The organism is Citrobacter sp. JUb117 (genome assembly GCF_024809055.1).
Classification (GTDB): domain Bacteria; phylum Pseudomonadota; class Gammaproteobacteria; order Enterobacterales; family Enterobacteriaceae; genus Citrobacter; species Citrobacter gillenii.
The window spans coordinates 65,615-81,790 of the sequence record NZ_JANUFB010000007.1 but is presented as its reverse complement, the minus strand read 5'-3'; the positions used below and the strand labels follow the sequence as shown (position 1 = coordinate 81,790).

Sequence of the window (16,176 nt, the reverse complement as noted above, 5' to 3'; positions counted from 1 at the left end):
GTTTTAGATAATGAACAAATCCATGTACTCATTAACCGGCATCTGTTCCAGGCGAGTTCTGTCCAGGGAAACATCCAGAATGCGCTGTTGTTGGCGGGTCGGGAACTGGCGCGCCAGGTTGATTTTGAATTTCTCAACCAGCTTCGGCATGCCGTCAGTCCGACGACGCGCGTGGCCGATCGGGTATTCCACCACCTCTTCGTCAAAACGGGAGCCGTCGGTAAACTCCAGGGTGATAGCGTTGGCGATGGCGCGTTTTTCCGGGTTGTGATAATCGGCGGTAAAGGCCGGATCTTCGAAGCAGTTAATCTTCTCTCGCAGCGCGTCGATGCGTTTATCCTGCGCCACACCGTCTTCATAATCAGCCGCCGTCAGGCGTCCGAACAGCAGCGGGACCGCCACCATGTACTGGATGCAGTGGTCGCGATCCGCCGGGTTATCCAGCGGGCCTTTTTTGTCGATGATGCGAATGCAGGCTTCGTGTGTACGAATCGTCACTTTTTCGATATCGGCAGCCGTCTTACCGGCAGCCAGCAGTTTTTCATGCAGCGTCATGGCGGCTTCTACTGCGGTCTGGGAGTGGAACTCAGCCGGGAAGGAGATTTTAAACAGCACGTTTTCCATCACGTAAGAGCCGTACGGACGCTGGAAGCGGAACGCTTCTCCTTTGAAGGAGACATCATAGAAGCCCCAGGTTTTCGCCGTCAGCGCAGACGGATACCCCATCTCGCCGGTTTTGGCCATCAGCGCCAGACGTACCGCCCGGGATGTGGCATCCCCCGCCGCCCAGGATTTACGCGTACCGGTATTCGGCGCATGACGATAGGTTCGCAGCGACTGTCCGTCGACCCACGCCAGCGAAACCGCGTTGAGGATCTCATCGCGGGTCAGTCCCAGCATCTCGGCGACTACGGCGGTCGAGGCCACTTTCACCAGCAGAACGTGGTCCAGGCCGACGCGGTTAAAGGAGTTTTCCAGCGCGATACAGCCCTGAATTTCATGGGCCTTGATCATACCGGTCAGCACGGTTTTCATAGTCAGCGGCGCTTTACCCGCTGCTACCGCATTGCGCGACAGCCAGTCAGCGGTGGCCAGAATCCCGCCAAGGTTATCGGAAGGATGGCCCCATTCCGCGGCAAGCCAGGTGTCGTTGAAGTCCAGCCAGCGGATCATCGCGCCAATGTTAAACGCCGCCTGCACCGGGTCGAGCTGAAACTGGGTGCCCGGCACGCGAACACCGTTCGGCACCACCGTCCCCGGGACAATCGGCCCCAGCAGTTTTTTACAGGCCGGATATTCCAGCGCTTCCAGCCCGCAGCCGAGGGTGTCGAGCAGACAATAATGCGCGGTGTCATACGCCACCGTCGAGGTGATGGCGTAATTCATCACGTAATCAACGATATCAACGATTTCACGGTCAAATTCAGGGCGAACATTCGAAATATGAGCGGACATAGGGTACGTTTCCTGTTTTTTATCTTTAGAGGTTTTGCATTAGCAACGCTTTTCAATAGCGACAAATACGCGATCTTCCGGGCCGGTGTAGTTGGCGGAAGGCCGGATGATTTTATTATCCTGGCGCTGTTCAATGATGTGCGCCGCCCAGCCGGTGACGCGGGCGATGACAAACAGCGGGGTGAACATTTCGGTCGGGACGCCCATCATGTTGTAGGAAACCGCCGAGAACCAGTCGAGGTTCGGGAACATCTTTTTGGTATCCCACATTACCTCTTCCAGACGGTCGGCGATGTTGTACATTTTCAGCGAGCCGCCTTCCTGGGAAAGCTGCTTCGCCACGCGCTTGATCACCTGATGCCTCGGGTCAGCAAGGGTGTAGACCGGGTGACCAAAGCCAATCACCACCTCTTTGTTTTCTACACGTTTACGGATATCAGCTTCGGCTTCATCCGGCGTTTCGTAGCGCTGCTGAATTTCCAGCGACACTTCGTTCGCCCCGCCGTGTTTCGGACCTCGCAGCGCGCCAATGGCGCCGATAATCGCGGAATACATATCCGAGCCGGTTCCCGCAATCACCCGTCCGGTAAAGGTCGAGGCATTGAATTCGTGTTCGGCATACAGCACCAGCGAGATGTGCATCGCTTTTTCCCAACTGGCCGACGGTTTTTCGCCGTGCAGCAGGTGCAGGAAATGACCGCCAATGGAATCGTCATCGGTTTCCGGCTGGATACGCTCACCGTTGTGGCTGTAGTGATACCAGTACAGCAGGATCGAGCTGAGCGAGGCCAACAGTTTATCGGCAATGTCGCGCGCGCCGGAGACGGTATGCCCCTCTTTTTCCGGCAGCGTGCAGCCCAACGCAGAAACGCCGGTACGCATCACGTCCATCGGATGCGAAGCGGCAGGCAACGCTTCCAGAACGGTACGCACGTTTGCCGGGAGGCCACGCAGCGCTTTTAATTTAACCTTGTAGGCGTTGAGTTCATCGCGGGTGGGTAATTTTCCGTGGATCAGCAGGTGCGCCACTTCTTCAAATTCGCACTGTTGCGCGAGGTCGAGAATATCGTAGCCACGATAGTGTAAATCGTTACCGCTTTTACCAACGGTGCACAGGGCGGTATTGCCGGCGGTCACGCCGGACAGCGCGACCGATTTTTTCGGCTTAATAACATTCGTACTATTTTGCAGGATCGTTGTGTCGCTCATGTTGTCCTCGTTATTTTTATATATAGGGTATTGAGGGTATGCATCGCGTCGTACGTTGTAGGCCGGATAAACGTAGTGCCATCCGGCATTGCCTGATGGCGGCTGCGCCTTATCAGGCCTACGGCTTCGTGGCGTACAACGCGTCGAGTTTCTCTTCGAACTGGTAGTAGTTGATGCTTTCGTACAGCTCGTTGCGCGTCTGCATGATGTCGATAACGTTCTTCTGCGTGCCTTCCTGGCGCAGCACGTTGTACACCTGCTCGGCGGCGCGGTTCATGGCGCGAAATGCCGACAGCGGATACAGCGCCATTGCCACGTTCGCACTGCGCAACTCATCGGTAGTGAACAGCGGCGTTGCGCCAAATTCAGTAATGTTGGCAAGGATCGGTACCTGCACGGCATCGGCAAATTGGCGGTACATTGCCAGCTCCGTAATGGCTTCCGGGAACAGCATGTCAGCGCCCGCTTCGACATACGCCTGCGCACGATCGATAGCGGCGTCTAACCCTTCCACCGCCAGCGCATCGGTACGCGCCATGACAACAAAGTTCGGATCGGTACGCGCATCCACCGCCGCACGGATCCTGTCGACCATCTCTTCTTTCGATACGATCGCCTTGTTCGGACGATGCCCACAGCGCTTGGCGCCGATCTGATCTTCAATGTGCAGCGCAGCGGCCCCGGCTTTGATCATCGATTTCACAGTGCGTGCCACGTTAAACGCGGATGATCCGAACCCAATATCGGCATCCACCAGCAGCGGCAGCGGGCAGACATCGGTGATACGGCGGATATCGGTCAGTACATCATCGAGGGTAGAGATACCGAGATCCGGTAACCCTAACGACCCGGCAGCCACGCCGCCACCAGAGAGATAAATCGCCTGATACCCAGCGCGCTGGGCCAGCAGAGCGTGGTTTGCATTGATGGTGCCAACAATTTGTAATGGATTTTCTTTAGTGAGCGCGGCGCGAAACGCCAGCCCCGGAGAGTGCAGAGACATATCCCATCCTCTTGTTATCAACTTGTTATCGTTCGTTGATTAACCTAAAGCAAGGGGTATGCCAACGCCTTTATTGAGTGCGTTATTTTTACTTACCTCTTTTAAAACAATTAATTACAATTTTACTCTGCGTTTTTGTCGCACAAAAGCGTGTCAGCACACGTTTCATGAAACCGGCCTGAACGTTTCATTGCAACATTTATGAAACACAACTAAACCCAATATTCGGTTCTTTAATTTTGGGGTTAGCGATGGCTGAGACACATCTTCCACCACGCATGAATGACGACAAACCGGTTATCTGGACGGTCTCCGTCACGCGCCTGTTCGACCTGTTTCGCGACATCAGCCTGGAGTTTGATCACCTCGCAACCATTACCCCTATTCAGTTGGGTTTTGAAAAAGCAGTGGCCTATATCCGCAAGAAGCTCGCCAGCGAACGTTGCGATGCCATCATCGCCGCGGGTTCCAACGGCGCGTATCTGAAAAGCCGCCTGTCGATTCCGGTGATCCTGATAAAACCCAGCGGATTCGACGTGCTACAGGCACTGGCGAAAGCCGGTAAGCTAACCTCGTCGATTGGCGTCGTCACCTATCAGGAAACACTGCCCGCATTAACCGCCTTTCAAAAGACGTTCAATTTGCGCCTTGAGCAGCGCAGCTATATCACCGAAGAGGATGCGCGCGGGCAGATCAACGAGCTGAAAGCCGGCGGAACGCAAGCGGTGGTTGGCGCGGGCTTGATTACCGATCTGGCGGAAGAAGCGGGGATGACCGGGATCTTTATCTATTCGGCGGCCACCGTACGTCAGGCCTTTAGCGATGCGCTGGATATGACCCGCCTGACGCTCCGACGCAACGGGCAATACGCCAGCGGCGATACGCTACGCACCCGCTATACGCTGGGTGATATGCGCGGTCATTCGCCGCAGATGGAGCAGGTTCGCCACACCATCATGCTGTACGCCCGCTCGCGCGCACCGGTGCTGATTCAGGGTGAAACCGGGACGGGGAAAGAGCTGGCGGCGCAGGCGATTCATCGGGAATATTTCACCCGTCAGGACTCTCGACGTGGCAAGCCCTCAGCGCCATTTGTCGCCGTTAACTGCGGGGCTATTACCGAATCATTGTTGGAAGCGGAGCTGTTTGGCTATGAAGATGGCGCGTTTACCGGCTCTCGTCGGGGCGGTCGCGCGGGCCTGTTTGAAATTGCCCACGGCGGGACGCTGTTTCTCGACGAGATCGGTGAAATGCCGCTGCCGTTACAAACCCGACTGCTGCGCGTGCTGGAAGAAAAAGAGGTCACTCGGGTGGGCGGGCATCAGCCGATCCCGGTCGATGTGCGGGTGATCAGCGCCACCCACTGTCATCTCGAGCAGGAGATGAAACAGGGCCAGTTTCGAACCGATCTGTTTTATCGCCTGAGCATTCTGCGCCTCACACTGCCGCCACTGCGCGAGCGCCTGCCCGATATCCTGCCGCTGGCAGAAGGGTTTTTAAAACAGTCACTGGCGGAACTCGACGCGCCGTTTTCTGATACGGTGCGTAAGGGACTCGGGCTGAGCCAGCAGACGCTGCTCAATTATGGCTGGCCGGGAAATATTCGCGAGCTGCGTAATATGATGGAGCGTCTGGCGCTGTTTTTGAGCGTGGAACCGCAACCTGAACTGAACATCCATTTTTTGCAGCAGTTGTTACCGGAGTTAGCCGTTACCTCCGAAGCTCCTCAGGTGGCGTCATCACTGACACCGCAGCAGGTGCTGGCGCAATGTAATGGCGATAAAACCGCAGCCGCGCGGTATTTAGGTATCAGTAGAACCACATTCTGGCGGCGATTAAAACAATAACCCGCCGGTCCGATGACCAGCGGGTTGTTTGTCTTTCAGTTCAGCGCGTTATTTTTTCTTGTAAATATTAGCCGTGCCATGGATTTTATTGTCCGTTTGACCGGAGGTTAATACCAGGACGTCTGCGCCTTTCTCATCGGCTTTCTTAATCAGGTCTGCTTTAGCATCTGCGGCAGACATTTCATTGCTGGTAGAAATCGTGCCAATCTTGGTGTACTGAGACTCAACCTTATCAAAATCGACCTTCATCATCAGTTCCGCGGCATAGGCGTTGGAAACGACAAAAGCTAACGCACCAATTAATACCTTATATCCAGTTTTCATATAAAAGCTCCAATTTTTATGTTTTTACGCCATCATCGACCCCTGAACATCGATAGTGCGAGTCAAGGATGATTAATAAGTAGTTCAGCTTGTTCAAAAAATCCAGAGCTAACGGAAATATAAAGAGATTTTGCGAAACGGAGATAACCGACGATCCTACGCCGTTGCGTTCCCCGCCGCACCTGGCCGCGAATAATCGCCTGACATACCCGCTTGCAACAGCGCTATTGTTTCATAATACAGTGTGAGTAAATCCTCAGAAAAATGTACGCTGAAAACGTAGAGTAGCTGACGACGCAGAATAGTCTTAATCCAGGCTGCGCATCACATACCCCTCTATTCTCACTGATGGAATCGTTGTTTATGGAACCTCTACACGCCGTCGTACTGACCGTCAGTTTGTTCGTGTTAACCTTTTTTAATCCCGGTGCAAATCTGTTCGTGGTGGTGCAAACCAGTCTGGCATCGGGACGCCGGGCGGGCGTGATGACCGGTCTGGGGGTGGCGCTAGGCGATGCGTTCTATTCTGTCCTCGGGTTGTTTGGCATGGCGACACTTATCACCCAGTGTGAAGGCGTATTCTCACTGATTAAAATTGTCGGCGGCGCGTATTTACTGTGGTTCGCGTGGAACAGCATTCGGCATCAGGCGACACCACAAATGCCAACGTTACAGCAGCCGATTTCCGCGCCCTGGTACGTCTTCTTCCGGCGCGGGCTGTTAACGGATTTATCCAATCCACAAACCGTGCTGTTTTTTATTAGTATTTTCTCGGTCACGCTGAGTGCAGACACGCCGACATGGGCAAGGATGATGGCGTGGGCGGGGATTGTGTTGTCTTCCGTTATCTGGCGTATTTTTCTCAGTCAGGCATTTTCTTTACCTGCAGTTCGCCGCGCATATGGGCGGATCCACCGGATTGCCAGTCGGGTGATTGGTGCCATTATCGGAGCCTTCGCCCTGAGGCTGATTTACGAAGGCATCACCCATCGTTAACGCACCTGAAACACAGTTTCGCTTGACCATCGTGACGTAATTGTCCGTAATACCGCCTGGATTTTTAAACGTATTTTTGAGTGGCTGTGAGATGGAACAGGTTGCCCCCGCAAACGACACATTACTACTGACTGAATGGCAGGCGCTGCTGCGCCAGACGTCTCCTGACGTCCATACGATCCTGACTTCGTTAAGCGATGAGGAGATCCGCCATTTAGTGACCGTGTTTTATGACTACATGCTCTCCCATGCCGAGAGCGCATTGTTCCTGAATACTGAACAAGTCAGCACGCGGCTCAGCGGCAGCATGTTTAACTGGCTGCGCAGCGTGCTGGGTAGCGCGCAGGAAGACCTCTCACAGTTGCTGCTCAAACAACGCGAAATCGGCGTGGTCCATGCGCGTATCGGCCTGCCCATCGATCTGGTCAATCGCAGCGCGCGCAAGCTGAAAGATGAGTTGTATCGGGTGCTGAAAAAGAAAGCAGACTACCCACCTCACCTGTTGAGTGACGCCATCTGCTTTAGCAGCCTGGCAATGGATACCGCACTGGAGGCGATGACCGTCTCCTATTCGCCAAGCTATCAAAACTCCCTGAACACGCAAGAACAGTATCGCCTGCAAACGATTTATGACGACGTCAACGTCGAGCGCGAGCGGCAAATCCGCTCGTTTACCGACTGGGAAAATCAGTTTATCTACAACATTGCCACCGGATTACCCGTTGGGGAACTGGTCTTTCTGGCGAACTCCGATTTTGGTATGTGGTTCTCCCATAAGGGAAAACATATATTCGGTAACAGCAATCTGCTTGCCGAAATGGAATCTGTGATTGCAGAAATTGATAACCGTCTGACCCAGACACTGTTGAATCTACAGCAACCTGCAGAAGCCGTACGGATGAGTTTATTGCAGGATGTCCGCCAGCTGTCGGCAAAAATCCATTACCTTCTGGCCTCGATGTTTGAAGCGCTGGTCAAACAGGAAAACGGTAAAGACTCGCTGACCCAACTGCTTAACCGCCGCTTTATTCCAACCATTATGCGGCGCGAAATTTCGCTGGCATTACATGCGCGCAAGCCGTTCACCCTGGCCATGTTAGATATTGATTACTTCAAACAAATCAACGACAGCTATGGGCATAACACCGGCGACATGGCGCTGAAAAGCGTGGCGGCGGTGATTTATGAGCATATCCGCAGCAGCGACTACGTTTTCCGCTACGGCGGTGAAGAGTTTATGATCCTGCTGGTCGAGTCAGAGGTTTCACAGGCCAGTATTATTCTGGAAACCCTGCGTAAAAAGATTGCCGACCTGCGCATGGCGGCCTCGGCGACGGAATCCTTCTCGATTACCGTCAGTATCGGTATCGCCGAATATGACTACCATCCGGACTACAAACAGTTGGTGGATAAAGCCGACCGCGCACTGTATCTGGCAAAAAGCCGTGGCCGTAACCGCGTCGAAACCTATCAGGAATAACTTTTCCCTTTCCGCAGAAATAAATACCCCCTTCAGGGTATTTATCTGACCCGTGTTAATACTCGTGCTGTTATTTTTAATAGGGCTTTTGCCTGACGCAAAAATAACAGCCGCCGAATAAGATGCAAATCAAATACATGATATCTTTATCGCGTTAGCATATCCCGGTGATGCGTCCTCCTGAATGCGGGAAGGAAACGATGAGGGATAATAAAATCATGAACGGGAATAAGAGAACACGCTGGCAGCGCCGTCCAGGCACCACCGGAGGAAAACTGCCATGGAATGACTGGCGGAATGCCAGCACCTGGCGAAGAGCCACCCAGTTTCTTCTGCTGGCGATTAATATCTATATTGGCGTGACCTTTTATTACTGGGTCTGCTATTTTGAGACCGGCGGCACCAGCGTGTATATTCCCAGACCGGGAGGGATTGAAGGGTGGCTGCCTATCGCCGGGCTGATGAACATCAGGTATACGCTGGAAACCGGATACCTTCCGCCGATCCACGCCGCTTCCATGCTGCTGCTCGTCGCGTTTATACTGATAAGTCTGCTGTTAAAAAAATCATTCTGCTCGTGGCTCTGTCCGGTGGGGACGCTGTCAGAGTTGATTGGTAATCTGGGTAAAAAACTCGTTGGCCGCCATTTCACACTGCCGCGCTGGCTGGATCTGCCGCTGCTGAGCCTGAAGTATCTGCTGCTGAGCTTCTTTCTGTATATTGCCCTGTCGATGCCCGCGCAGGGGATCCAGTACTTTTTGATGTCGGCCTACGGCATGATTATCGACGTCAAGATGCTCGATTTCTTCCGCCACATTGGCACGGCGACGCTGGTTTTCGTGGCGATTATCAGCATCATGAGCCTGTTTATTCGAAACGCCTGGTGTCGCTATTTATGCCCGTATGGTGCCCTGCTCGGCCTCTTCTCCCTGCTCTCTCCATTTAAAATCCGGCGTAATGCAGACAGCTGCATCGACTGCGGAAAATGCGCGAAGAACTGCCCGTCAAACATTCCGGTGGACAAGCTTATTCAGGTTCGCACCGTTGAATGTACCGGCTGCATGACCTGCGTTGAATCATGCCCGGTCGCCTCAACGCTGACGTTTTCACTGCAGAGACCGACCGGCAACGCCGCACCCAAACCGTGGTGGCAACGCGTCGCTTTACCTGGATGGGGAATGACGCTACTGCTGCTCGGTATTCTATTTGCCGTCATTGGCTATGCGATGTATGCCAACGTCTGGCAGACACCGGTACCGGAGCATATGTATTTCCAACTGATACCGAAAGCCAGAATGATCGGGCATTAACGTTTACCGCCTTGCAGACCATCAAACACCCTGCCAATTCTGGCAGGGTTTCCGCCTTTTTCGACCATTTTAAGATTAATGAACTTGTGCCATCGGCGTCCCGTTTATACAACCTTAAATAGCCTCTGGAATAATTCTATTTTTATTTCATGTTCGGCAATAAGGGACCTCAATAATGCGCGGGAATAAAACCATGACTAAAATGAAACTGGCACTGTTATTACCTCTTTTTCTGGCTGGCTGTTCAATGAGCGACGGGGAGTTAAGAAACGCCTACGCTCAGCATTATCAGCAGCCGACGGCTTATGTTGAGGTCTATAAGCAAAAAATAGCCAGTATGGACATTAATGCACTGGCGCAATATGCCGCCACAGAAGACAAGAAGAAAATGCGCGGACAGCCGCGGCTGAAAATAGACAACTTCATTACCATTGAGAACGTGCAGGCGAAGGGAAATCGGGTGGTCTACGATTACTCGCTGTCAGAAAGCTGGCAGGCGTTACCCGCCGATAAGCAGCGCGAGAAGCAAACTAATATGAACAGGGATTTGATTTATCGTACCTGCTCGCTGGAAACAGTGCGTCTGGCACAGGCGAAAGGGCTGGAAGAGGAGCATAACTATTACAGCCAGTACCCGGACAAGCTCGCCTTTACCCTGAGAACCAGCGCCCAGATTTGTATCCAGAACGGCTTTACGCAATAACCGGTCTGGTCATCAACGGGCCATCAATGCCTGATGGCGCTTCGCTTATCAGGCCTACATGAGTGTGCACCCCGTAGGCCGGATAAGGCGCCAGCGCCGCCATCCGGCTAAAAACCGATGGTTAACATCAGAATTTCCACGACACGCTGCCAACGATACTGCGCTCCGCACCGAAGTAGCAATACGAGAGCGAGTTACAGGCCGCCACATAGCGTTTATCGGTCAGGTTGTTGACGTTCAGTTGCGCACTCAAACCCTTAATCCCAATATTCGTTAAGTCGTAGCCTACCGCCATATCCACCAACGTGTACGACGGCAGAGTATGGGTATTCAGGCGATCGCTGGTGATCCCGTTGACGTAGCGCACGCCAGATCCCAGCGTCAGGCCGTCCAGCGGACCACTTTTCACATCGTAGCTCAACCAGGTGCTGGCCTGATTACGCGGGGCGTACACCGCACGCTTACCCTGCTCCTCCGGACTGCTCTTCTTGTAGCGAATGTCGGTATAGGTGTATGCCGCCTGCAGGCGGAAGCTCTCCGTCAGTTGGCTGATCGCCTCCAGCTCGACCCCTTCCGATTCAATTTCGCCAATTGAGCGGTACGGGTCGGTCGGTTCTTCTTTGGTGGCGATATTGGTCTGATTGATACGGAATACCGATGCGCTAAACTGGCTGTTCAGCCCCTCCGGCTCATACTTCAACCCGGCTTCCCACTGCTTGCCTTTCATTGGCTCCAACAGGTTGCCGTTTTCGTCGGCAAAGCTGGTCGGTGTGAACGCGGTGGAGTAACTGATGTACGGCGCAAAACCGTTATCGAACAGATAGAGCAGCGCGGCACGAGTGCTGAAGTTGTTTTTATCCAGATCGCTGCGGGTATCGTTTATCTTATCAATGTTCGACACGCTGACCTGATCGTAACGGCCACCGAGCGTAATGCGCCAGCGCTCCCATGACATCTGATCCTGCAAATAGTAGCCCGTCTGGCGCAGCTTGTGTTTTTCACGCGCGTACATGTTGATGTAATCCGGCTTCGCGCCGTACACCGGGTTAAAGGCGTCAATCGGCGGGAAAGCACCGTAATAGCCGGTGGTGTTGTTGCTGCGACTCTGATAGTCAATGCCCACCAGCAGGCGGTGGTTCACCTGCCAGGTATCCACGCTGCCGTCGAGTTGGTTATCCAGCGTAATGGCCGACATATTCTCATCGGAGCCGGAATAGCCGCGGTTGAGTTCAGTGTCATTCAGCCAGCCCGCCGCATACACCTGATTAAGTTCAACATCGGTATGCAGATAGCGCAGCTTTTGTCGTACCGACCAACCGTTATCGAACATGTGCTCGATGTTGTAGCCCACCATGTTCTCGCGACGATCGTATTTGTCGTAGTCATCCTCACCTTCAAAGAAGGTATTGGAAATCTTTTGCCCGTCGTGCGGCACCACGGTGCCATCATATGGCAGACCCGAGTGGCTGCCACCTTCCGGATCGCGGTGCAGGTAGGCCATCAGGTCGAGACGCGTCTGGTCGGTGATACGCCAGGTCAGGCTGGGCATCAGCGCGTAGCGTTCTTCCTTCAGCGGACCAAACTGCGAGTCCGCATAGCGCGTCATCCCGCTCAGACGCGCCGCCACGCGATCGTTATCGTCCAGTGCGCCGGTGACGTCAAAGGCGGCGCCACGCTGGTTGTTATTGCCGGCAAACAGCTTCACTTCACCACCCGCATCAAACGACGGTTTACGTGAGGTCAGCGCCACAATGCCACCCGGTGAAGAACGGCCATACAGCACCGAAGCCGGACCGCGCACCACTTCAATATTGTCGAGGAACCACGGATCGACCACCAGTGAGCTGTGCGAGTTGGTATCGCTCATCATCTTCAGGCCATCGAGATAGACGTTATCGAGGCTGCCGTCGGAGAAACCACGCAGCACAATATAGTCAAAGCGGTTAGAGGCACCAATCTGATTGCTGTACACCCCTGGCGTGTAGCTGACGGCCTGGCGCACGCTGGTGGCTCCCTGCTCTTCAAACTGTTCACGAGTAATGATGGACACCGACTGCGGGGTTTCAATATCCGGCGTGGCAAGCTTGGTGGCGCCGCTCTGCATTTGCGAGGTGACCACCACCGTATCGTTTTTTGTTGTTTCCTGCGCCAGCAGAGGAAAAGCCACGCTGCCGGTCACCCATCCCACCAGCAGCGCCAACCGAGTCTTCGCGAACATGAACATCTCCCAAGGCATTTCTAATTGTAAATGAGAATTATTGCGCTTTTTATGCCAGAGATAGCTATGCCGGATGCCAGGTTACGTATGCGCAGCGCCAAAATGCGATTCAGACGCGCGCATAAAACGGAGAAATGGATTAGCAAGGTTTGAGGATATCGCCAGGCGAGAAACCGTAGCGGCGACGAAAGGCGGTCGAAAAGTTGGTGGCGTGCTGGTAGCCCGACATCCATGCCGCCTGCTGTACGCTGTACCCTTCTAATAAATACCCCCGCGCCCGTTCCAGACGGCAGTCGCGCAGGTAGTCAAATACGGAGCAACCATACGCCGCACGAAACTTGCTGCGCAGGCTGCTGGGGCTCATCGCCGCACGCTGGGCCAGTTCGCTGAGGGTGTAGTCATTTTCCGGCGTCTGTTCCAGCAAACGGCGCACAATCTCGAGGCGTTGCTGTTCGCCGCTGGCAGCCTGGCGTCTGCTGCTCTCCACCTGACAGACGCTGAGACCGTGGCCGAACAGTTGCAAAATAAGCCCTTCCAGCATCAGCTGGCGGGATACATTACTGAGCGTGCTCTGCTGGGCGTACTGTAATCCACTGAGCAAAAAGCCCGGCACTTGCCAGATAAGCGTTGGCGTCTGGCATCTTTCCCATTCAACCATTAACGACTCCAGCAACCCCGTGCGCCACGCACCGTCCGGATACAGTCCCAACGATAACGTTCGCAGCTTGCAGTCCGCAGGGTGACGGGCGCTCATGGTCTGATGTTCGCTGAGGCGAGAACTAAACGCCATGCCGGAACGCACCACATGCTGCTGCCCATTGAGAGTCAATGTCACACAACCTTCCAGCACTACCAGCATATACAGGGGAGTGCTGTGGCGGGAGGTAGTTTCGTAGGGTTGCAGCACCTGCACATCGGAGTGGGTAACACACATCCCGCAGGGCAGCGTCATCTCTTCGACTTTGCCCTGTAGCACGGGGCTGGCATGGGGGAAATCCAGCTGTTGCGAAAGCTGCGGAAAGCGGTAATCAATGCCGTAACGCTCACCAAAATCCATAAACTCACTGACGGAGAAGGTTCGTGCCAGCCGTGCGGCTGTATTTTGGCCGGTGGTGTTGTTCATACAGTTTTCTGCACAGGGAATGGGGTTCGCTATTTCGGGTTGGTGGCAACATTACCATTACCTACAGAATGCAACAATAATAATGAGAATTATTATCAATAATAATCTTAAAGATAAGGCTGAGAGATACCGCTAAGGTTGACCGCCCTACCGTCGGTATAGCCGAAGCGGTTATACCGACGTGCAGATTTACCGGTCAGTTACTTCATTAATACATCAACAAATTTGGCCAGCCATTCAGGATGTGCAGGCCATGCCGGTGCGGTGACCAGATTGCCGTCAACGTGAGCCTGGTCAATGCCGATATCCGCGTAATGCCCGCCACTCAGGCGAATTTCAGGCGCGCAGGCTGGATAGGCGCTACAGGTGCGGTTTTCTAACACGCCGGCCGCGGCTAACAGCTGTGGACCATGACAGACGGCGGCAATCGGTTTGCCCGCCGCGTTGAAGTCCTGAACCAGTTGAATAACATCCGGGTTCAGCCGGAGATACTCCGGGGCGCGTCCACCGGGGATCAGCAGCGCGTCATAATCGGCCGCCCGCGCGTCAGCAAAATTCGCATTCAGGGTAAAACGATGTCCTGGTTTTTCGCTGTAGGTCTGCGCCCCGTCAAAATCATGAATGGCGGTCTGAACATAGTCCCCTTCACGTTTATCCGGGCAGACGGCGTCCACGCGGTGACCTAACATTTTCAGCGCCTGAAAAGGCACCATCGTTTCATAATCTTCGACATAATCTCCGACCAGCATCAGTATTTTTTTCATCAATGTCCCCGCCCATAGCGATTAAGTGCAGAAATAACGGCCCTTTTTACTATAGTTCACGCGCTATACGTTTTCGGGATATCTTACGCGTCACGACGAACTCAGCCAGCTGATGCACGGCAAACTTACCCCTAAATATTTAACCATGACGCTATTTTCCATTCTGGTTAACACCAACGAATAGCTGGGGAATAATCATAAAAAAGCGCAGTTAAAGTATACTTTCATTATTCGAAAGAGATACTAACGAAAAATGAAAGCTGACAATATTTGGCGAAAAAATGATAATTAAAAGCTACTCAGAGCAGAACCACGAATAAATCCATAATTAATATGAGTTAAGTAAAGATAATCGTTAAGTTCAGACTAACGACCATAGCTTAAAAGGTGAAAAAACAACCTGCGGATGCAGTTATAGCAACTACCAATCTTAAGGGCTATTTTGTTATTGACTAAAATCAATCTTCGTGATCAATAACTTAGTGCCATCTACCCCCGTCACATCGCGTTAAGTTGAATTCACATCACGAATAAATAAGGTATAATCGAGCCACGCATTTTATGCTGCGTAAGCAGAAATCGTGTTCTGTCGACCTTACCGCTGGGCATTTTATGACGATTTATGCCGTATGTGTCGTCAACAAAACACGTTACAAGCACATAGCAAAATGATATAAAAAACGAATAACTCGCATTATAAGAAAAAAATAACTCACATACGTAACCGTTACTTCCCCGCTAATAGTAACAGCGCGGAATTAATCCATTACTTATTATTTTGCAGACCAGCCAGGTAACTGTTATTCACTTTATAAAAATGCAGAAATCCACTCTGCCCATATAAAAACATTTCTTATACGAAATTTATTTACCACACAGCCTTTTATCGTTGCTTAATTCTTGTTTTAAGGAAAAAAATAGTGAACGCATTTAACCGAAATACTGCATGCCTTCTGGTCTCCGCAACCTTGCTGCTCAGCGGCTGCGCCAATACGGGAAGCTCTTTGTTGTCAGGGACAAAACCGGATCCCCGCCTGACAACCACTGAACAATCCAAGTTCTTTAGCGCATCCGGTGCACAGGGTTGTGGTGTTGGTGCAGTATCCGGTGCTGCTCTCGGTGCCCTGGTGGGTGCCCTGGCAGGTGATACTAAGCAAGCGCTTGCAGGCGCTGCGATCGGGGGCGCTGCAGGATGTGCAGCCGGTATGACTGCAAACTACTATCTTGATGGTCTGAAAAAAGATTATGCCTCAACCTCCGATCGTCTGCAGGCCATGGATACGGACATCAGCAAAGACACTGCGGCAGTAGAAAAATCGACTCTCGCCATGAAACAAGTTATCAGCGAAAACCAGGCGACCTTAACCAAAATTAGCATTCAAAAAGATAAAGCAGGGTTTGATAAAGCGGGTGCTAAAACCCAGCTCGCGCAAATCGATGCCAACATCAGCAAGATGAAAGACACGATGAAAGGCATGAAGGAAAAAGACGCTGCCTACAAAGTTGCTCTGCAGGGACAAACAACCACAACCCCTGCCGATAAAAATAAACTGGCGACGTTGAATAAAGAATATTCTGGTTTAAACAGCAAGATCAATGACCTGGAAAAAGAAACAAACGAGCTGTACGAACAGCGTCAGGCTATCTCTCTGGGCTAACAACTTTAGGCCGATAACCTTATCGGCCTTTTTTAAGACGGCTTTACTGTGTAAGCCGTCGTTACTTGACTCTATTTATGGACTCT

13 protein-coding genes are annotated in these 16,176 nt (G+C 52.7%); 6 read left to right on the top strand and 7 right to left on the bottom strand.

Going from position 1 to position 16,176, the window contains the following annotated elements:
* Window positions 1-3: 3 nt before the first annotated feature.
* The 3 genes from M2374_RS16820 to prpB form a co-directional block, all read right to left on the bottom strand.
* Window positions 4-1,455, bottom strand: coding sequence for a bifunctional 2-methylcitrate dehydratase/aconitate hydratase (locus tag M2374_RS16820; RefSeq protein ID WP_115259319.1), 1,452 nt, complete (start codon window positions 1,453-1,455; stop codon window positions 4-6).
* Between the two features lie 39 nt (window positions 1,456-1,494).
* Window positions 1,495-2,664, bottom strand: coding sequence for a 2-methylcitrate synthase (prpC, locus tag M2374_RS16815; RefSeq protein ID WP_115259321.1), 1,170 nt, complete (start codon window positions 2,662-2,664; stop codon window positions 1,495-1,497).
* 118 nt (window positions 2,665-2,782) lie between these two features.
* Window positions 2,783-3,667, bottom strand: a complete 885-nt coding sequence (gene prpB / locus M2374_RS16810; RefSeq protein WP_115259323.1) for a methylisocitrate lyase — start codon at window positions 3,665-3,667, stop codon at window positions 2,783-2,785.
* Window positions 3,668-3,918: 251 nt separating this feature from the next.
* Between prpB and prpR the strand changes: the two genes are divergently transcribed.
* Window positions 3,919-5,514: a propionate catabolism operon regulatory protein PrpR gene (prpR, locus tag M2374_RS16805; protein ID WP_137362696.1), complete on the top strand. Its 1,596-nt coding sequence runs from the start codon at window positions 3,919-3,921 to the stop codon at window positions 5,512-5,514.
* 48 nt (window positions 5,515-5,562) lie between these two features.
* On the opposite strand, the gene yahO is transcribed toward prpR, so the two are convergent.
* Window positions 5,563-5,838 carry a DUF1471 family periplasmic protein YahO gene (gene yahO, locus M2374_RS16800; RefSeq protein WP_115259327.1) on the bottom strand — a complete coding sequence of 92 codons (276 nt, stop codon included), beginning with the start codon at window positions 5,836-5,838 and terminating at the stop codon, window positions 5,563-5,565.
* Between the two features lie 363 nt (window positions 5,839-6,201).
* Between yahO and M2374_RS16795 the strand changes: the two genes are divergently transcribed.
* The 4 genes from M2374_RS16795 (at window position 6,202) to M2374_RS16780 (ending at window position 10,327) form a co-directional block, all read left to right on the top strand.
* Window positions 6,202-6,834, top strand: coding sequence for a LysE family transporter (locus M2374_RS16795; protein ID WP_181688440.1), 633 nt, complete (start codon window positions 6,202-6,204; stop codon window positions 6,832-6,834).
* 91 nt (window positions 6,835-6,925) lie between these two features.
* The gene (locus tag M2374_RS16790; protein ID WP_259155280.1) at window positions 6,926-8,314 is read left to right on the top strand and encodes a diguanylate cyclase; all 1,389 of its coding nucleotides are present in this window, start codon (window positions 6,926-6,928) and stop codon (window positions 8,312-8,314) included.
* A gap of 218 nt (window positions 8,315-8,532) precedes the next feature.
* Window positions 8,533-9,624 (top strand): 4Fe-4S binding protein, encoded by a 1,092-nt coding sequence (locus M2374_RS16785; protein ID WP_181689142.1) that lies wholly within the window; start codon window positions 8,533-8,535, stop codon window positions 9,622-9,624.
* Between the two features lie 193 nt (window positions 9,625-9,817).
* Entirely contained in the window at window positions 9,818-10,327 is a 510-nt protein-coding gene (locus tag M2374_RS16780) for a hypothetical protein (protein WP_115259990.1), read from the top strand.
* A 127-nt stretch (window positions 10,328-10,454) separates the two neighbouring features.
* Here M2374_RS16780 and foxA read toward each other — a convergent pair whose 3' ends face one another.
* From foxA to M2374_RS16765, 3 genes are all read right to left on the bottom strand, one after another.
* Window positions 10,455-12,563: a ferrioxamine B receptor FoxA gene (gene foxA / locus M2374_RS16775; RefSeq protein ID WP_259155279.1), complete on the bottom strand. Its 2,109-nt coding sequence runs from the start codon at window positions 12,561-12,563 to the stop codon at window positions 10,455-10,457.
* Window positions 12,564-12,684: 121 nt separating this feature from the next.
* Complete coding sequence (locus M2374_RS16770) at window positions 12,685-13,668, bottom strand: helix-turn-helix transcriptional regulator (protein ID WP_115259335.1); 984 nt, start codon at window positions 13,666-13,668, stop codon at window positions 12,685-12,687.
* Between the two features lie 200 nt (window positions 13,669-13,868).
* Window positions 13,869-14,432 (bottom strand): DJ-1/PfpI family protein, encoded by a 564-nt coding sequence (locus tag M2374_RS16765; protein WP_181219028.1) that lies wholly within the window; start codon window positions 14,430-14,432, stop codon window positions 13,869-13,871.
* 920 nt (window positions 14,433-15,352) lie between these two features.
* On the opposite strand from M2374_RS16765, the gene M2374_RS16760 reads away from it, so the two are divergent.
* Window positions 15,353-16,090, top strand: coding sequence for a glycine zipper domain-containing protein (locus M2374_RS16760; RefSeq protein WP_117342071.1), 738 nt, complete (start codon window positions 15,353-15,355; stop codon window positions 16,088-16,090).
* The last annotated feature ends 86 nt before the right edge of the window (window positions 16,091-16,176 follow it).